The sequence below is a fragment of the uncultured Psychrobacter sp. genome, from assembly GCF_947500265.1.
Taxonomy (GTDB): domain Bacteria; phylum Pseudomonadota; class Gammaproteobacteria; order Pseudomonadales; family Moraxellaceae; genus Psychrobacter.
The window spans coordinates 61,214-78,880 of the sequence record NZ_CANMRN010000003.1 but is presented as its reverse complement, the minus strand read 5'-3'; the positions used below and the strand labels follow the sequence as shown (position 1 = coordinate 78,880).

Genomic DNA, 17,667 nt, shown 5'->3' with positions numbered 1-17,667 from the left:
ACCATTTATAAAACTACTACTTTACAAGGCCTACTTTTACCAACTAGCGTTTAAAATAGTTAGTTATAAACTGTTATAGAAAACAAAAAAGGACGACTCATAACTATTGAGCCGTCCTTTTCTATTTAGATTAAATAACGCTTAATCTAAATGCTGTTTGAAACCGCGCTGCTTATCACGTTCCCAGTCACGATCTTTTAGCGTTTTACGCTTGTCATGCTGCTTTTTACCTAAGGCTAGGCCAATTTGGCACTTCACCAGTGAGTTTTTCCAATAGCAAGATAATGGTACGCAAGCGTAGCCTTTCTGGTTGATTGCCCCAGATAGTTTCTCGATTTCACGACGGTTTAGCAACAGTTTACGGGTACGAATACTGTCTGGACTAACGTGTGTTGAGCTCGATAGTAATGGCTGAATATGAGCACCAAACAAGAAAGCTTCGTTATTGCGGAATATGACGTACGCTTCTGTAATGGTCATTTTTCCTGCGCGAATGGCTTTTACTTCCCAACCTTGTAATGCCAGTCCTGCCTCAAAGGTTTCTTCGATAAAATACTCATGACGCGCCTTTTTATTGGCGCAAATCTGATTATCTGGCTTTTTTGATTTTTTTGACATAATTTCTCCATAAGGATGACCTAAAACGCAGGCTCCTTATTTAATCAGTCCCACTAATTCCTCATCCTAATCCAATAACTGGTCTTGTTTTTTATTTCGATTATGAGATGGATGAGTCGAACTGCCTATTGTATCAAAGCCTCTGATGAAAAGGTAAATCAGCTGTTAGGACAAATGTAGCAGATAAGTATTAAGTTTGAGCAAAATTTGCTAGCATATGGCCTAATATCACCGATTATATCAGTCATGCTATGAGCCATTCTATTTCTCCTAATTCCTCAAAGCTACATACCAAAATTCTATACCCTGGTACCTTTGATCCTATTACCAACGGTCATGTGGATTTGGTTACACGCGCCGTCAAGCTATTTGATGAGGTCGTTATTGCGGTTGCCTCAGGCCATCACAAAAAACCCTTGTTCAATTTTGAAGAGCGCGTTGCTTTGGTCGAAACCGTATTTGCAGATTTACCACAAGTATCTGTCATTGGTTTTGAAGGGCTGCTTGTTGACTTTATGCGTGAAAAAAACGCTACGGCAGTTTTGCGTGGCTTGCGTGCAATGTCAGATTTTGAGTACGAGTTTCAGCTAGCCAATATGAATCGTGAGCTTGATGAAAACTTTGAGGCAGTGTTTTTGACCCCATCTCAAAATTACTCCTTTATCTCATCTACCATGATTCGCGAAATTGCTAAGCTTGGCGGTGACGTCAATAAATTCGTTCCACCTTGTGTTTTGCAAGCATTCGATAAAAAGTTAAATATCAAATAAAAGACGCTGTATCAAAGATATGCTGCTAGCACTTGCTAAAATAGCAAAGAGCAGCCATATATGACTGATATAAGTAAAAATATAAGGAACAGTTCATGGCACTATTAATCACTGATGAGTGCATCAACTGTGATGTGTGCGAGCCTGCTTGCCCCAATGAAGCCATCTCAGAAGGGGATGATATCTATGTCATCGACCCTGATCTATGTACAGAATGTGTTGGACATTTTGACGAGCCGCAATGCGTTGTGATTTGTCCAGTTGACTGTATTCCCCACGATCCCAATCATATCGAGACTGAAAGCGACCTGCTGTCTAAATACAAACGTATTACGGGCCAATAGAGTATTTATAATCGATTGATGACGTCTGGGTTTACAACGTTTTAGGGACAACACGATGACTATGGAAAAAGTAACCACGCAAACAACAACCACGCAATCTATCCAAGTCGTAAATGACTTCGATCAGCAACACCTTTGGCATCCATATGCTAGCCTGCCACCAACCTATTCCAATATTGTTATCGATCGCGCTGAAGGTATTTATATCATCACTGAAGATGGTACGCGTCTGATAGACGGTATGTCATCATGGTGGGCGAGCGTTCATGGTTATAACCATCCAAAATTGAATGACGCACTGACTAAGCAGTTGGGTAAAATGGCGCATGTCATGTTTGGTGGATTGACTCATCAGCCAGCGATAGATTTGGGCAAAAAACTGCTCGACATTGTACCTGCTGGACTTGATGCGATTTTTTATGCGGACAGTGGCAGTATCGCGGTAGAAGTGGCACTGAAAATGGCGCTGCAATACCAAGTAGCTGCTAAGCGCCCAACCAAGCAACAATTTGCTTCAACCCATTCAGGGTATTACGGAGACACGTGGCACGCCATGAGTGTTTGTGATCCTATTAATGGTATGCATAGTCTATATGGCAAGCAATTACCGATGCAGCATTTCGTCGCAGCACCACAACTTGGCTTTGATCGCGCCTTGACAGTAGATGAGCGTGAATCATTAGCTCAGTTTTTTGTCAAGTATGGTGAGCAGCTGGCAGGTTTTATCATTGAGCCAATTATTCAGGGCGCAGGCGGGATGCGTTTTTATAGTCCTGAATATCTACAATTGCTGCGTCAACTGTGCGATGAGCATGATGTACTATTGATTGCAGATGAAATCGCTACTGGGTTTGGGCGTAGTGGTAAATTATTTGCGTGTGAACATGCAGCTATTAGCCCTGATATCATGACCATTGGCAAGGCGCTGACGGGTGGCTATATGACTTTTGCCGCCACGCTATGTACCCGAAAAGTTGCTGATACCATCCATAATAGTGACTATCCAGCGCTGATGCATGGCCCAACTTTTATGGGCAATCCACTGGCTTGTGCAGTTGCGTGTGCATCGATTGATTTGATTATGTCTTATGATATTGAAGCGCGTACCGCAAATATGCAACGCATTATGGAGCAGCAGCTAGCACCAGCCGCGTTATTAGAAGGCGTTGCCGAGGTACGTTGTTTGGGTGCAGTTGCTGTGATTGAGCTGCATGAAGCGGTTGATATGCCTGTATTTCAATCTTTATTGATTGATAATGGTATCTGGGTCAGACCATTTGGTAAGCTGGTGTATATCATGCCGCCTTACGTGGTTACTGATGATGAGCTGATTACCTTATGTCAATCACTGTTAAAAGTAGTACGTACGTATTTAGAAAACCGAGGTCAACCATGAGTGTTTTATTTGTTTCCGGTATCGATACCGATATCGGTAAAACCTATGCTACTGGACTGCTTGCCAAAGCGCTTATGCAGCAAGGTGTGAGCGTCATCACTCAAAAGCTAGTACAGACGGGCGTATCGATCAATCCAGATAATGGTGAGATGAGTATCGCTGACGATATTGTTACTCATCGTCAATTAATGGACATTTCTTTACAGCCATGTGACCTCGATTTTACGACTTGTGCTCATCGTTATAAGAAGCCTGCGTCTCCTCATTTGGCTACTAAGCTATCAGGAGAGACACTTGATCTTGATATGATTACTAACGCTACCAAGCGATTGCAGGTACAGTATGATGCGGTACTATTAGAAGGTGCAGGTGGCTTACTCGTGCCGATTACAGAAAATTTACTCACATTGGACTATGTTGCTGAGCAAGGCTATCCTGTTATTTTGGTCACCTCTGGTCGATTGGGCAGCATCAATCACACTTTACTGAGTTTAGAAGCCATAGAATCGCGTGGATTGATGATACATAGTGTAATTTATAATCATATTCATGATGATGCTGAGCAAACGGATACTGAGATCGCAAATAGCACTATTGAATTTCTACGAAAATATTTGGACAATCATCATCCCGAAGCGCATTGGCTACAGATACCATATCTAAAAAATAATCTGGTCGGTAATATTGAAACACTACCAGAAAATTTTGTTTAGCTTATTTATGTTGTCCACAAAAATAAATCCAAAAGACATGCGCAGGCAGTCATAAGTTTGCTATACTAGCGCGCTTGGTAGACTAGGCGATCGCCGCTGCACACTGGCAACAGATGAGCAGGGGAGGAAAGTCCGGGCTACATAGGGCAGCGTGCCAGCTAACGGCTGGGCAGGGTAACTTGACGACCAGTGCAGCAGAGAGTAGACCGCCTTTGGTATCTTAGGGTATTATCGGTAAGGGTGAAAGGGTGCGGTAAGAGCGCACCGCGTGGCTGGCAACAGTTCACGGCATGGTAAACTCCACGCGTAGCAAGACCAAATAGGCATCGGCATGGCGCGGCCCGCGTTCGATGCGGGTAGGTTGCTTGAGCGTATTAGCGATGATACGCCTAGAGGAATGATCGTCCACGACAGAACCCGGCTTATCGGTTTACCAAACCTTTTTTATTGTTTGTTGTAGTAATAGTTGCAATTAATCTGAATTAAATTCGTTTTTTTGCAAAAAATGCTTGTTAGGGGTTGACGGCAGTCAACAGCTTGGGCATAATGTGCAGCCTAAAACGGCGATGTAGCTCAGCTGGTTAGAGCGCATGACTCATAATCGTGAGGTCAAGAGTTCAAGTCTCTTCATCGCCACCATATACAGCAGTACTAAAAAACCAATCTATCGAGATTGGTTTTTTTTTGGCTAGGATAAATAATCTTCTCAAGATTTTCTATCAGTTCTTGATATAATAGACATCCTCTATAAGTATTAAGTTTTTTTTCATTTCATCTGCAAGTCACATCTCTTCTAACAAAATCGCCTTACTTTGCAGTGGAAAACTGCTAGAATACTCTTTTATGTCTGCGCATTAGAGTTAATGTGCTTGGCTATAGGTTTTAGACGGTGGTATGAGCCCAATCGGCTTGTTATAACGGTTAACCTTCAAAGAAATACAAGCACCTTATCAATTGCATCTGACAGTATTTATTTTTTAGTTTTATTATTCTATCACCCTTAATTTAGTAGGCGCTTTGTGACTGCATTAGCCAATATTCGTAACTTTTCAATCATTGCCCACATTGATCATGGTAAGTCGACCCTTGCCGATCGTTTTATTCAAATGTGCGGTGCCTTGCAAGATCGCGAGATGCAGGCGCAGGTACTCGACTCAATGGATATTGAGCGTGAGCGCGGTATCACTATCAAAGCACAGTCAGTAACGCTGTTTTATGATCATCCAAATGGTGAGCGCTATCAGCTTAACTTTATTGATACCCCGGGCCACGTTGACTTCTCATATGAAGTGTCGCGTTCATTAGCAGCTTGTGAAGGTGCGCTATTGGTTGTTGATGCCGCTCAAGGCGTAGAAGCACAGTCAGTAGCCAATTGCTACACAGCCGTTGATCAAGGCTTAGAAGTCATGGCGGTGTTAAATAAGATTGATTTGCCGCAAGTTGAGCCTGAGCGCGTCATTCAAGAAATTGAAGATATTATCGGTATCGATGCCGTTGATGCACCGCGAGTATCAGCCAAATCTGGTCTTGGTGTTGATAAGCTGCTAGAAGCGCTAGTAGAGTTTATTCCGGCACCAACTGGTGATCGTGAAGCGCCACTCCAAGCACTAATTATTGACTCTTGGTTCGATAATTATTTGGGCGTAGTCTCATTGGTACGGGTACGTGAAGGTACTATACGTAAAGGTGACAAATTATATATCAAATCGACTCAAGAGGCACATCTGGTTGGCTCGATTGGTGTCTTTACCCCTAAGCCTGTAGATACGGGTGTTTTAGAAGCAGGGGAAGTCGGCTTTGTTATTGCGGGTATTAAGGATATTGCCGGAGCACCAGTAGGCGACACTATCACTCACGCTAAGACCCCTGATGTGGATCGTATCCCAGGCTTTAAACAAGTCACGCCACAAGTCTATTCTGGTATGTTCCCAGTGGATTCGAGTGATTTTGAAAAATTCCGTGAAGCTTTGCAAAAACTGCAAATCAACGATGCGTCGCTGTTTTTTGAGCCAGATACGTCAGATGCGCTTGGCTTTGGTTTCCGCTGTGGCTTCTTGGGTATGCTGCATATGGAGATTATCCAAGAGCGTCTAGAGCGTGAATATGATCTGGATTTGATTACTACAGCGCCCTCAGTTATTTATGAAATTGAGAAAAAGAACGGTGATGTAATCTATGTAGATAATCCATCACATCTACCTGAACCAAACAACATTGAAGAGTTCCGTGAGCCAATTGCCCGCTGTCAGATTTTAGTACCGCAAGAATTCTTAGGCAATGTAATGACGCTATGTATTGAGCGTCGTGGCGTTCAGGTTGATATGCGTTTTATGGGTCGACAAGTACAGCTTATATTTGATATCCCAATGGGCGAAGTGGTCATGGATTTCTTTGATCGCCTAAAGTCAGTCTCACGTGGTTTTGCATCGCTAGACTATAACTTTGAACGTTATCAGGCCGATAAGTTAGTGAGAGTTGATGTACTAATCAATGGCGATAAAGTTGATGCCTTAGCGATGATCGTGCACGAAACCCAATCACGTTATCGTGGTAATGCTCTAGTTACTAAGATGAAAGAGTTAATTCCACGTCAAATGTTTGATGTCGCCATTCAAGCAGCTATCGGTAGCCAGATCATTGGTCGTAGTACGGTAAAAGCCATGCGTAAAGACGTATTAGCAAAATGCTATGGTGGCGATGTGTCACGTAAGAAAAAGCTATTGTCTAAGCAGAAAGCAGGTAAAAAACGTATGAAGCAAGTAGGTAACGTGGAAATTCCACAAGAAGCCTTCTTAGCTGTGTTGCAAGTTGATAGCTAATCGCTAAACGTAACCTAAGATAGTCATTGTAGATAACAGTCAAATGTAGTGAGTCTTATCGTAAAGGTGTTAGATAAGCCGCTCGTTAATAGGCAATTTGGTATGGATTTTGATTTTAATTTAATTTTAGTGCCGTTAACTATAGTCCTAGGAATTGTTTGGCTGTTAGATAAGCTAGCGCTCAAACAGCGCAAAACTCGTGGTCGAGGTCAAGAAGGCTTACTAGTTCGCTGGGCTTATGACTTTTTCCCTGTGTTAGCAGTGGTATTGATAGTACGCTCATTTTTAATTGAGCCATTTAATATCCCATCATCGTCTATGGTGCCGACGCTATATACGGGTGACTTTATTGCCGTCAATAAGTATGCATATGGCGTGCGCCTGCCGTTAACCTATAATAAGGTGCTAGATACTGGTGAACCTAAGCATGGCGATGTAGCAGTGTTCCGCTATCCTGAGAACCCGAGCATTTATTATATTAAGCGCGTTATCGGTTTGCCTGGCGATACCGTAAGTTATAGCCAAGGCACGCTGTCTATCAATGACGTACCTATTGAGACTAAGTCTGTAGATTTCGCGGCAAATGCTGAATTGACTTCACAGCTATACTTACCAGGCCAGGTTGGTCCAGGTCAAGTGCTGACCGAAGAGAGTGCTTCTGCAATGGGCCAGCAAGAAGAAGACGCGGCACAATACTTTGAAGAAGTACAAGGTGACAATAAACATCTTGTGCGCTATTTAGACGGTATGAACAGTTCACAATACGCGCCATTTTTGCAGCAACAATCACCAGAGGTGGTAGAGTCAGAGGGTACTGAGTGGCGTATTGAGGTGCCAGAAGGTCAGTATTTTGTGATGGGAGATAACCGCGACCGCAGTGCAGACGGTAGATTTTGGGGATTCGTTCCTGATGAAAACCTAGCAGGTAAGGCAGTTTATATCTGGATGCATAAACCACCTGGTCTAAACTTACCGACATTTGAACGTAATGGTACTATCAATTAAGATTATGAGATTGTCTAGAGGTTGATTGGTTGATTGGTTGATTGGTTGATAATAGTTTTATGCTAATATCGTTGATAAATAATTAATAGCTATTTATTACTTATACACTTATTAAAAATAGTCGTTTATCTTTAGAAGGATCTTATAATGCAGCAATTATCTGGTTTGGCTACGCAGCGCGGTGCCAGTGTGACAAACATTGTTCTCATTATTATGCTTTTGGGTATTGCGACTAAGTTGACAGTAGCTATTGTACCGGCTCAGATTGGTGATTATCAATTGACCAAGGTATTAAGTGCACAGCTAAAAGAAGCTAATAACAATAAAGAGACAGCCAAGCAATTTGTTGAACGTGTCAACAAACAGTTATCTATCAATGCTGACTATGATACCAAGGCGGAAGACGTATTTACCTTTACTGATAAAAAAACAGGTCAATTGGCTATCTATAAAGAATATGCAGTAACTAATAACTTTTTTAGCAATGTCGACATCATAAACCGTTTCGAAGGTAACATCGAAATGGCGACAGCAGAGTAAGTCGTAATAGTACGACATAGCATCTTCATTATTTCATAAAATATATCAAATAATATTATTAAACTAAATCTGTCAAGCAGAAGGGATAACCACAAACCACGCATGAAACCAACTTCGCAACATTCCCAAGCGGTTCCTACTTCCCAAAAAAATAGTACGTCTGTTGACACGCTTGTTGTTAGCTCAGAATTTATTCAGCGGTTAGCAGTATTAACGCGTAAGTTAGGCTATGAGTTCAATGACTTGAGTCTACCTAAACTTGCGTTAACGCATCGCTCATTTGATAGCAAAAAAAACTATGAGCGCCTAGAGTTTTTAGGTGATGCACTGTTAGGGATGATTGTGGGTGAAGCTTTATATCATCGTTATCCTAGTCAAAATGAAGGGCGCTTAACGCGTATGCGTGCAACACTGGTGCGCCAAGAGTCGTTGGTAATTATCGCTCAAAACCTAGAGCTGTCTAACCATCTTATATTAGGAGTAGGTGAGCGCAAAGGTGGCGGTCGCAATCGTGCTTCTATACTGGCGGATGCTGTAGAATCTCTGATTGGTGCTATCTATTTAGACAGCCAAGATATGGATATTACTCGTAAATGTGTTCTCTCTTGGTATGGTGATCTGATTGATAATGTCAATGACCAAAAAGCGCTAAAGGACGCCAAGAGTCGGTTACAAGAGTGGCTACAATCTAAGCAGTTTGACTTGCCCAACTACGAACTCATGGAAACGCGTGGTAATGCACCGCATCAAATTTTCGTTGTACGTTGCCATGTCAATATCAATAATTGCCCTGACATTACTGAATCTGGTGAGAGCCGCCGTATCGCTGAACAGAAAGCAGCAGAGCTTATGATTAACCAATTGCATAAATTGCCAGGATCTGCCAAAAAACGTGTATAGCCGATGTCTATTAATGCATTTTTAGATGCAGAGTATTAGCTTAGATTGGTTTATAGCTTGTAAAACATACATTAAAACTACCTCACATATTATTTATTTTAAAACTTTAAATGTTTCTAGCCCATTTTTAATGATGACTAAATAAGTTTAGCATCAGAGACTGTTCGGCTAGACACAAACCCTATAGGATTAACTTATGAGCAATCATACTGATTTGCCATCAAACAATGAAGACAGCACCCAAAATTTGGGTGAGAATACAGATATTGATTCAAGCCAGAACAATATCGAAGTTACCAAAGAGATTCATGCTACTGATGCAGAAGATATTGCATTAGACAATGATATGGCTATTGAAGAGTTTTTTGCACCGAGTGGCAATGCTCGTATGGCTGATGATTTTAGAGCAGGTTATGTGGCCATTGTTGGACGTCCAAATGTGGGCAAGTCAACTTTGATGAATCACTTATTAGGTCAAAAGCTGTCTATTACTTCACGCAAACCACAAACCACTCGTCATCGTATTCATGGAATTTTGTCAAACCATGAAATGCAAGCGGTGTTTGTTGATACACCAGGTATTCACCGCAACGAAGTACGTGCTATTAACGAACGTATGAATAAAGCGGCGGTATCGGCGTTAGTAGATGTAGACTTAGTATTGTTTGTTGTCGATTCAGATCAATGGCGTGACGATGATTTATTGACCTTGCAAAAGCTTGGCGAGACCAATCTAACAGTCGTCTTGGTTATTAACAAGTCAGATACTCTAAAAGATAAAGGCAGTGTGCTACCACTTATCGAAACTTTCAACGATAGTTTCGATTTTGCTGATATCGTTCCTGTATCTGCACTAAAAAATCAAAACTTAGATCGTTTACAAGAAGTGATTGCCTCACATTTACCGGTTGCTGCTCCTATTTATGATACAGAGCAAATCACTGATCGCTCTGAGCGATTTTTGGCTAGTGAAATCATTCGCGAAAAAATCATGCGTAGTGCGGGCGATGAAGTGCCATATGATTTAACCGTACAGATTGATGAGTTTAAAGACGAACCTGCACATACTGATCCAAAAACAGGGCGTCCACGCAAAGCTTGTACTTTCATCGATGCGACTATCTATGTTGAGCGTGGTGGTCAAAAAGCCATCGTTATCGGTGATAAAGGCCAGCGTATCAAACAAGTTGGTATGGATGCTCGTAAAGATATGGAGCAGTTGTTCGGTAAAAAAATCATGTTAACGCTGTGGGTCAAAGTAAAACGTGGTTGGTCTGATGACGAGCGTGCGTTGACCAGTTTGGGCTATTGATAGCGGTTAAAAACGAACGCTTCAAAAGCACTATCTGCCTTTTAGCTATTTAGGTAATAAAAAATGCGTAATGAAGCGCTCGTCGGGTATTTATTGCATCAGCGTCCTTATCAAGAAAAGCGCGCTTTGTATTATCTTTTTTCTCAACAACATGGTGTGATACATGGTGTTGGGAAAAAAGGCGCGCCACTATTTATGCCGTTACAGCTTTTTGCTACTGGCAAACGCGACCTAAAAACCTTTAGTCAAATTAATATTGCTTCGCAAGATACAACTCAAGCTGATAGCGTTCAAAAAGACGGTGTTCAAAAAGACATTACACCTGCTGTCTTAGAAGCCTTACCTTACGCCAATATCAGCGGTCAACATCAATATGCCGCATTATATATAAATGAGATTCTGTGGCGGCTGTTACCTACTGAAGACCCAATGCCTGTATTGTGGCAGCATTATCAAATCAGTCTACAACAACTCAAGCAGCCCTTAAATAATAGCGAGCTTCGTCTCTGTCTACGTCAGTTTGAGCAGTATCTATTTACCGAATTAGGATTCACTTTAACGTTAACGCATGACAACGTTGAAGATCCAATCGAGTATGATTGTACTTACCGCTTTTTACCGGATGTAGGTTTGCTCCCTGTATTAGTACATAATGAAGAGTCTGAGCATTTAGCCAGTGAGTCTGGACAGACTGTTTTTAAAGGTGCGGATATTATAGAAATGGCACGCTTAGGTATTACTGGGCAGACGCTAAACCATTGGTCAAAACTACATCGACATCTTATTGATCATTTACTTGATTATCAGCCGCTACAAAGCCGTCTGTTATGGCAGCAGCAGCAACGTTATCAATAACTGCATTCTCAAATATCATCGTAGTATCAACTATATAAGTTAGGCTTAATTGTCCAAAGGATTTTTATGAGTATCTCTGTATCTACCTCATCTGAAAACAATTCAAAAAAACCTTTGTTAGGCGTGAATATTGATCACGTGGCAACATTGCGTCAAGCGCGCGGTGTGAATTATCCGAGTCCTCTAGCTGCTGCATTATTGTGCGAAAAGGCAGGGGCAGACGGTATCACTATACATTTACGTGAAGATCGTCGTCATATACAAGATGCTGATGTTTATGAAATGGCAGGGCAGTTGTCGACCAGAATGAATCTAGAGATGGCAGCAACGGATGAGATGCTTGCAATAGCCTGCGAAGTTAAACCTTTTTGGGTGTGTCTAGTACCTGAAAAGCGGGCAGAGTTAACGACAGAAGGTGGTCTTGATGTTGCAGGGCAAATTATGTCTTTAAGAGAGTATGTTCATAAGCTACAAGATTCTAATATTAAGGTTTCCTTATTCATTGATCCTGATGACAAGCAGATTGCAGCCGCGATAGAGTGTGGTGCAGACGCGATAGAATTGCATACTGGTGCTTATGCGGAAACAGGCTTAGCAAATGATACTGACGCACAGTTAGCTGAGCTTAAAAGAATTGAACATGCAGTAGCTACAGCACAGAGCCTAGATGATAAGTTGCTTATTAACGCGGGTCATGGCTTAACGTGTGACAATGTTAATGCCATTGCAAAGATTGATGGTATATATGAATTAAATATCGGTCATGCACTTATTGCAGATGCGGTCTTTGTAGGGTTAGAAAGCGCTGTGACAATGATGAAAAAGGCTATGTATAAATAGGTTTGCATATCTGTTAACCATTACATTTCGTAGGGTGGTCTGCATTAAGTTTATGTTTGACGATACCGGATTGGTTAAAAGAGATTTGGTACATTGACTTGTTATAAGAAGAGGTAGGGCAGTATTTTATATGGCCGAAGTGTCCTCGCGGTCTGCCACTATCACCCCAAAATTTAGTATAGTGACGCCTACCGCCAACTCTTAATTTCACTGTACTATATCTTAGGTTTAAGGATTGCTGTGTTAATAAGGTATCTACTTGAGAATCAAAATGCTTATTGTTATTTTTATCTACGAATAGCAGAAGCGTTTTATCGCTGTTCCTATGACATTGCTGTGCATCATTCGATAAACAAACCAAGACATCCTGCCGACTTATATAACTTTCGGCCTTTGCTAAGGATAAAGTGTTCTCTAACTGATGCTTGACCCGTTGCGCTTCCATTCGTGCTAAGTGCGTTAAGATACTTGGCGCTGCAATAGCTGCGATAATTCCCAATACCATTGTCGTCACAGTTAGCTCAACGAGAGTAAAGCCGTTTGATTGCTTAGCACTTAGAATATTATTGTTGTGAAGGAATGATTTCCTATAACTGACTAACTTTAGTAGTTCATCAAGTAACCTATATGCAATGGTTAAAAACTTACCAACTCTATATGTGTCTTTTCTGTGAATAGATATATAAAGAACAAAAGTTACTATTCTTCTATCATAACTGGTTAGTACCTTATTAAGTAAGTTCATAATGCGCTACATCCTATAGCTGTTTGTCATTCAAGTAAAAAACAACGTCTCACACATCCTTGTGTTGACTATCTTTCAAGCACACCAATTGTCCAGATTCTTTCAATTTTCTCTAACTTAACTTTATATAAGACAGATCCAATTGCTAATTAATTGATTTTCAGAAGAATATTGGTTTTTTACAATATATATGTAATATATAGCGACTGTCAAAAAATGTTTCAATTAGTGAAAGAACGATATTACCAATAGAGAAAAAATTCTAATTGTAATAAAATGCTTCAAGAAATAGCTGTTAATGAACTATTCATCTATCGCAAATTGCAATGTAAAAGATAAGAAGCGTAAGGTGTGTTAGTTCTGGGTAACTTAGCCTGTTTATTGTGTTTTAGTTACAACATTATCGTGTAATAATGTGTAGCTCGTTAACGAAAAAAGTTGTAAACTGAATTAATAATCGCTAAGCTACTCTCTAATTGGTTTTGCTTTGTAACTTAAAATGCGTAAGAGATGTCTATCTTAGTACGTCTTGAGAATCGGTTTTGCTTAATGCATCACTAAAATTATCCTTTGGAGGAAGTCCATGAAATTGAATAAAATCGCTCTAGCCCTGTTCGCTGTAACAGCGGCTCCTTTAGCAGCTAATGCTGGTGTTACTATCAGTCCATTATTACTAGGTTATCATTACAGCGAAGGTGCTGATGACGATCAAGCTGACTTGTTAAAAGATTATAGCGGCAATGGTGATAGCTATTACAAAGAAGATGGTTTATATACTGGTGCTGCGCTAGGTATCGAGCTTACTCCTTCAACTCAGTTCCAAGTAGAATATGGTGTTTCAAATACTGATGCTATTCGTCAGGATGGCTCTGACTCTTTTGATGCAGAGCAAGAAATGATTTCTGGTAACTTCTTAATTGGTACTGAAGAATTTACTGGTTACACTGATAATGCATTGAAGCCTTATGTACTAGTTGGTGCGGGTCGCTCAAAGCTTGATATTGAGAACCGCGCTGGTGACAAAGTTGCAAACTCTACAGACACTATCGGTAACCTAGGTCTAGGTGCTATGTATCGCATCAATGACGCGCTAAGCCTACGTGGTGAAGCTCGTGCGATTCATAACTTTGACAACAACTGGTGGGAAGGCATGGCTTTGGCCGGTCTAGAAGTAGTACTAGGTGGCCATTTAGCACCTACAGTAGCAGTACCTCCTATGCAAGAGCCAGTAGTTGACAACACTCCAGTAGTCGTTGTTGAAGCTGATCTTGATTCTGACGGTGATGGCGTACCTGATAGCATCGATGCATGCCCAGGCACTCCAATGAACGTTGTAGTTGATGAGCGCGGTTGCCCAGTACCAGTAGACATTACTGACGAACTAAAAATGGAACTACGTGTATTCTTTGATAACGACAAGTCAGCTATCAAAAACCAGTACAAGCCAGAAATCGCTAAAGTAGCAGAGAAGATGCGTGAGTATCCTAACTCTACAGCTCGTGTAGAAGGTCATGCTTCTAAGACTGGTCCTTCAGCACGTTATAACCAACGTCTATCTGAAGCTCGTGCCGTTGCTGTTAAATCTATGCTAACTAACGAATTCGGTATTGCTCCAAACCGTCTATCAACTGTAGGCTATGGTTATGACAACCCAATCGCTTCAAACGACACTGAAGAAGGTCGTGCTATGAACCGTCGTGTTTATGCCATCATCACTGGTGACAAAACAATGACTGTTGAACAAACTAAAGATATGGTTGTTCAGTAAGTATTAGCAAAATAACCGTATAGTTAAATATACAGTTACAAAAAAAGCCACCCAATGGGTGGCTTTTTTTTATTTATGTATTGAGAAAAATGAGTTATTACATAAATTTATGAATCAATAATGTTATACTAGCCACCCAAACATTCTGTAAATTAACAGTATGTACATTAGCATAGCAATCTGTATGATGAATTCGTCAGTATAGATATTTGATTGTATTGAACTTTTTTATTTGATAGCATTCTTTTTTGCGTCATCTTAGATTCAATATCTATCTGATTGATGATGAAAGTTTATTCAGCAGCGCTTACTGCTACTGCATTTTTTTAAGACGAAACGAGCATTTTATATGGCGAACGATATCAAACACCTGCGTAACATTGCAATTATTGCCCACGTTGACCACGGTAAGACAACTTTGGTTGATAAGTTATTACATCAGTCTGGTACTTTTGGCGACCGTGCAAACATTGCTGAGCGTGCAATGGACTCAGGTGATATTGAGCAAGAACGTGGTATTACCATTTTGGCTAAAAACACAGCTATCCGCTGGACAGATAAAACTTCAGAAACCGAATACCGTATCAACATTGTAGATACTCCAGGTCACGCCGATTTCGGTGGTGAAGTTGAGCGTGTAATGTCTATGGTTGACTGCGTACTTTTGGTTGTTGACGCTGTTGATGGCCCAATGCCTCAGACTCGTTTTGTGACGCAAAAAGCATTCGAACAAGGTCTAAAGCCGATCGTTGTTATCAACAAAATCGACCGTCCTGGCTCACGTCCTGATTGGGTAATGGATCAAATCTTTGATTTGTTTGATAACCTAGGTGCAAACGATGAGCAGCTTGATTTCCCAGTTGTTTATGCTTCAGCATTGAACGGTATCGCAGGTCTAGAAGCAGATGATCTAGCTGACGACATGACCCCATTGTTCAAAACTATCGTTGACGTTGTTCAGCCTCCACAGGTTGATGCTGACGCTCCGTTCCGTATGCAAATCTCAAGCCTTGACTACAACAGCTTTGTTGGTGTAATCGGTATTGGTCGTATTCAACGTGGTAAAGTTAAACTTAACACGCCAGTGACTGTTATTGATAAGCATGGTAAGACGCGTAACGGCCGTATTCTAAAAATCATGGGTTACCATGGTCTTGATCGTATTGACGTTGAAGATGCACAAGCAGGTGATATCGTTTGTATCACAGGTATCGATGCACTAAACATTTCTGATACTATTTGTGATCCTAACAACGTTGAAGCATTACCAGCACTAACGGTAGATCAACCTACAGTATCTATGAACTTCCAAGTAAATAATTCACCATTTGCTGGTCGTGAAGGTAAGTTTGTGACTTCACGTAACATTCGTGAGCGTCTTGAGCGTGAATTGATTCATAACGTAGCATTGCGTGTAGAAGACACTGAGTCTCCTGATAAATTCAAAGTATCAGGCCGTGGTGAGCTTCATTTATCAGTACTTATCGAAAACATGCGCCGTGAAGGTTTTGAGCTAGGTGTTTCTGGTCCAGAAGTTATCGTTAAAGAAGTTGATGGTAAGCTACAAGAGCCGTATGAAAACGTTGTCTTCGATATCGAAGAAGAGCATCAAGGTTCTATCATGGAGCAAGTTGGTCTACGCAAAGGCGAGATGACTAACATGGAGCTGGACGGTAAAGGCCGTATGCGTATCGAGGCAACCATACCAGCGCGTGGCTTAATCGGTTTCCGTTCTGAGTTCCTAACCCTTACTTCAGGTAGTGGTATCATGACCTCGAGCTTCTCACATTACGGTCCACAGAAGATCGGTGATGTTGGTGGTCGTTCTAACGGCGTATTGGTTTCTATGGCAAATGGTACTTGTCTAGGTTTTGCTCTATTTAACCTACAGAAACGTGGTAAGTTGTTTGCTGAACCACAGCTTGAAGTTTATGAAGGCATGATTGTTGGTCTTAACTCTCGTAACGATGATATGACTGTTAACCCAACGACTGCTAAACAGTTAACCAACGTACGTGCTAGTGGTACTGACGAAGCATTGACGTTGACGCCAGCAGTGAAGTTCACTCTTGAGCAAGCGCTTGAATTTATTCAAGACGATGAGCTAGTCGAAGTAACGCCAAAAGCGGTACGTATTCGTAAGCGCTACTTGACTGAAAGTGAGCGTAAGCGTCATGGCCGTGGTAAGAAAGGTGCTTAATATCAATCAGTGAGTTACTTAGTAATTCATAATATTGATGTTTGACGCGAACACTTAGTGTCAGTAGTTTCTACGGGCACTGAGTGATTCAAAAATGAGCAGTATAAGGTGAACTATTAGTGGTTCACTTTATACTGCTTTTTTTTGTGTTGTAATCTTGGAAAAATACAGACAGAATGAATAGTGGCATTAATGTATTCAATTATTAACATGAAAGCTAGATGTGACACTTATTATATAAATATCTATTTGCTTATAGATAAATTTTGAGGAAAAAACAATGAGTATGGTTTCAGAGTTCAAAGAGTTCGCTGTCAAGGGTAATGTAATGGATTTGGCAGTCGGTGTCATCATCGGCGGGGCTTTTGCTACCATCACAAAATCTTTAGTAGATGATATTATTATGCCGATTGTCGCTTTTATTTTTGGCGGCGAGATTAATTTTGAGAACATGTTCTTAGTTTTAGGCGATACACCTGACGGTCTTGCTATGACTTATGATGCGCTCAAAGAAGCAGGTGTACCTGTATTGGCTTACGGTAGTTTTATTACCGTACTTATTAACTTCCTAATCTTAGCTTTCATCATCTTTATGATGGTTAGAGGTGTCAATAAAATGCGCCGTGCTGAAGAGGTAGAGGAGGTTATTGAAGAAGCAGTAGAAGAGCCATCAGAAGAAGTGAAGTTGCTGCGCGAAATCAGTGCCAAATTAAGTAATACTAGTATTACGAAATAAATTATCAACTCGTTGACAATAAAAAAGGCTAACTTCTCGTTAGCCTTTTTGCTATGAAATAGTCATAGTCATTTTTTGTGAACTATTTGATGTGCCTACTAAAAGC

At 41.0% G+C, this 17,667-nt stretch carries 16 protein-coding genes, 1 tRNA gene and 1 other RNA gene; 16 read left to right on the top strand and 2 right to left on the bottom strand.

What is annotated here, in order from left to right:
* Nucleotides 1–141 precede the first annotated feature (141 nt).
* Nucleotides 142–618, bottom strand: a complete 477-nt coding sequence (gene smpB, locus Q0788_RS05275) for an SsrA-binding protein SmpB (RefSeq protein ID WP_057758370.1) — start codon at nucleotides 616–618, stop codon at nucleotides 142–144.
* Nucleotides 619–869: 251 nt separating this feature from the next.
* On the opposite strand from smpB, the gene coaD reads away from it, so the two are divergent.
* The 13 genes from coaD (at nucleotide 870) to Q0788_RS05210 (ending at nucleotide 12,112) form a co-directional block, all read left to right on the top strand.
* On the top strand, nucleotides 870–1,388 hold the full coding sequence (coaD, locus tag Q0788_RS05270; RefSeq protein ID WP_102078894.1) for a pantetheine-phosphate adenylyltransferase: 519 nt from the start codon (nucleotides 870–872) through the stop codon (nucleotides 1,386–1,388).
* 95 nt (nucleotides 1,389–1,483) lie between these two features.
* Nucleotides 1,484–1,732, top strand: a complete 249-nt coding sequence (locus tag Q0788_RS05265) for a YfhL family 4Fe-4S dicluster ferredoxin (RefSeq protein ID WP_201568453.1) — start codon at nucleotides 1,484–1,486, stop codon at nucleotides 1,730–1,732.
* 55 nt (nucleotides 1,733–1,787) lie between these two features.
* Nucleotides 1,788–3,128, top strand: coding sequence for an adenosylmethionine--8-amino-7-oxononanoate transaminase (bioA, locus tag Q0788_RS05260; RefSeq protein WP_298808473.1), 1,341 nt, complete (start codon nucleotides 1,788–1,790; stop codon nucleotides 3,126–3,128).
* The gene (gene bioD / locus Q0788_RS05255) at nucleotides 3,125–3,841 is read left to right on the top strand and encodes a dethiobiotin synthase (RefSeq protein WP_298808471.1); all 717 of its coding nucleotides are present in this window, start codon (nucleotides 3,125–3,127) and stop codon (nucleotides 3,839–3,841) included. The genes bioA and bioD overlap by 4 nt, the downstream gene beginning before the upstream one ends.
* A 74-nt stretch (nucleotides 3,842–3,915) precedes the next feature.
* Nucleotides 3,916–4,282, top strand: an RNA gene (gene rnpB / locus Q0788_RS05250) — RNase P RNA component class A.
* 121 nt (nucleotides 4,283–4,403) lie between these two features.
* A tRNA-Met gene (locus Q0788_RS05245) sits at nucleotides 4,404–4,480 on the top strand.
* Nucleotides 4,481–4,860: 380 nt separating this feature from the next.
* Nucleotides 4,861–6,660 carry a translation elongation factor 4 gene (gene lepA, locus Q0788_RS05240; protein WP_101204270.1) on the top strand — a complete coding sequence of 600 codons (1,800 nt, stop codon included), beginning with the start codon at nucleotides 4,861–4,863 and terminating at the stop codon, nucleotides 6,658–6,660.
* Between the two features lie 102 nt (nucleotides 6,661–6,762).
* Nucleotides 6,763–7,665: a signal peptidase I gene (lepB, locus tag Q0788_RS05235; protein ID WP_298808468.1), complete on the top strand. Its 903-nt coding sequence runs from the start codon at nucleotides 6,763–6,765 to the stop codon at nucleotides 7,663–7,665.
* Between the two features lie 147 nt (nucleotides 7,666–7,812).
* Nucleotides 7,813–8,205, top strand: coding sequence for a DUF4845 domain-containing protein (locus Q0788_RS05230; protein ID WP_298808466.1), 393 nt, complete (start codon nucleotides 7,813–7,815; stop codon nucleotides 8,203–8,205).
* A 102-nt stretch (nucleotides 8,206–8,307) separates the two neighbouring features.
* Nucleotides 8,308–9,105 (top strand): ribonuclease III, encoded by a 798-nt coding sequence (gene rnc / locus Q0788_RS05225; protein ID WP_298808463.1) that lies wholly within the window; start codon nucleotides 8,308–8,310, stop codon nucleotides 9,103–9,105.
* A 346-nt stretch (nucleotides 9,106–9,451) separates the two neighbouring features.
* Complete coding sequence (gene era, locus Q0788_RS05220) at nucleotides 9,452–10,417, top strand: GTPase Era (RefSeq protein WP_057762330.1); 966 nt, start codon at nucleotides 9,452–9,454, stop codon at nucleotides 10,415–10,417.
* Between the two features lie 63 nt (nucleotides 10,418–10,480).
* Nucleotides 10,481–11,272: a DNA repair protein RecO gene (locus Q0788_RS05215; protein WP_298808460.1), complete on the top strand. Its 792-nt coding sequence runs from the start codon at nucleotides 10,481–10,483 to the stop codon at nucleotides 11,270–11,272.
* A gap of 66 nt (nucleotides 11,273–11,338) precedes the next feature.
* Nucleotides 11,339–12,112, top strand: coding sequence for a pyridoxine 5'-phosphate synthase (locus Q0788_RS05210; protein ID WP_298808458.1), 774 nt, complete (start codon nucleotides 11,339–11,341; stop codon nucleotides 12,110–12,112).
* 13 nt (nucleotides 12,113–12,125) lie between these two features.
* Here Q0788_RS05210 and Q0788_RS05205 read toward each other — a convergent pair whose 3' ends face one another.
* Nucleotides 12,126–12,857, bottom strand: a complete 732-nt coding sequence (locus tag Q0788_RS05205) for a GspH/FimT family pseudopilin (protein ID WP_298808455.1) — start codon at nucleotides 12,855–12,857, stop codon at nucleotides 12,126–12,128.
* A 583-nt stretch (nucleotides 12,858–13,440) separates the two neighbouring features.
* Between Q0788_RS05205 and Q0788_RS05200 the strand changes: the two genes are divergently transcribed.
* The 3 genes from Q0788_RS05200 (at nucleotide 13,441) to mscL (ending at nucleotide 17,561) form a co-directional block, all read left to right on the top strand.
* Entirely contained in the window at nucleotides 13,441–14,625 is a 1,185-nt protein-coding gene (locus tag Q0788_RS05200) for an OmpA family protein (RefSeq protein ID WP_290178093.1), read from the top strand.
* A gap of 349 nt (nucleotides 14,626–14,974) precedes the next feature.
* Nucleotides 14,975–16,825 carry a translational GTPase TypA gene (typA, locus tag Q0788_RS05195; RefSeq protein ID WP_057758402.1) on the top strand — a complete coding sequence of 617 codons (1,851 nt, stop codon included), beginning with the start codon at nucleotides 14,975–14,977 and terminating at the stop codon, nucleotides 16,823–16,825.
* Nucleotides 16,826–17,105: 280 nt separating this feature from the next.
* Nucleotides 17,106–17,561 (top strand): large conductance mechanosensitive channel protein MscL, encoded by a 456-nt coding sequence (gene mscL / locus Q0788_RS05190; RefSeq protein ID WP_298808452.1) that lies wholly within the window; start codon nucleotides 17,106–17,108, stop codon nucleotides 17,559–17,561.
* The last annotated feature ends 106 nt before the right edge of the window (nucleotides 17,562–17,667 follow it).

Excerpts from the sequence above, each read along its gene's own strand:
- smpB (WP_057758370.1), bottom strand. The coding sequence starts at position 618 with ATGTCAAAAAAATCAAAAAAGCCAGATAATCAGATTTGCGCCAATAAA.
- coaD (WP_102078894.1), top strand. The coding sequence starts at position 870 with ATGAGCCATTCTATTTCTCCTAATTCCTCAAAGCTACATACCAAAATT.
- Q0788_RS05265 (WP_201568453.1), top strand. The coding sequence starts at position 1,484 with ATGGCACTATTAATCACTGATGAGTGCATCAACTGTGATGTGTGCGAG.
- bioA (WP_298808473.1), top strand. The coding sequence starts at position 1,788 with ATGACTATGGAAAAAGTAACCACGCAAACAACAACCACGCAATCTATC.
- bioD (WP_298808471.1), top strand. The coding sequence starts at position 3,125 with ATGAGTGTTTTATTTGTTTCCGGTATCGATACCGATATCGGTAAAACC.
- lepB (WP_298808468.1), top strand. The coding sequence starts at position 6,763 with ATGGATTTTGATTTTAATTTAATTTTAGTGCCGTTAACTATAGTCCTA.
- Q0788_RS05230 (WP_298808466.1), top strand. The coding sequence starts at position 7,813 with ATGCAGCAATTATCTGGTTTGGCTACGCAGCGCGGTGCCAGTGTGACA.
- rnc (WP_298808463.1), top strand. The coding sequence starts at position 8,308 with ATGAAACCAACTTCGCAACATTCCCAAGCGGTTCCTACTTCCCAAAAA.
- era (WP_057762330.1), top strand. The coding sequence starts at position 9,452 with ATGGCTATTGAAGAGTTTTTTGCACCGAGTGGCAATGCTCGTATGGCT.
- Q0788_RS05215 (WP_298808460.1), top strand. The coding sequence starts at position 10,481 with ATGCGTAATGAAGCGCTCGTCGGGTATTTATTGCATCAGCGTCCTTAT.
- Q0788_RS05210 (WP_298808458.1), top strand. The coding sequence starts at position 11,339 with ATGAGTATCTCTGTATCTACCTCATCTGAAAACAATTCAAAAAAACCT.
- Q0788_RS05205 (WP_298808455.1), bottom strand. The coding sequence starts at position 12,857 with ATGAACTTACTTAATAAGGTACTAACCAGTTATGATAGAAGAATAGTA.
- Q0788_RS05200 (WP_290178093.1), top strand. The coding sequence starts at position 13,441 with ATGAAATTGAATAAAATCGCTCTAGCCCTGTTCGCTGTAACAGCGGCT.
- typA (WP_057758402.1), top strand. The coding sequence starts at position 14,975 with ATGGCGAACGATATCAAACACCTGCGTAACATTGCAATTATTGCCCAC.
- mscL (WP_298808452.1), top strand. The coding sequence starts at position 17,106 with ATGAGTATGGTTTCAGAGTTCAAAGAGTTCGCTGTCAAGGGTAATGTA.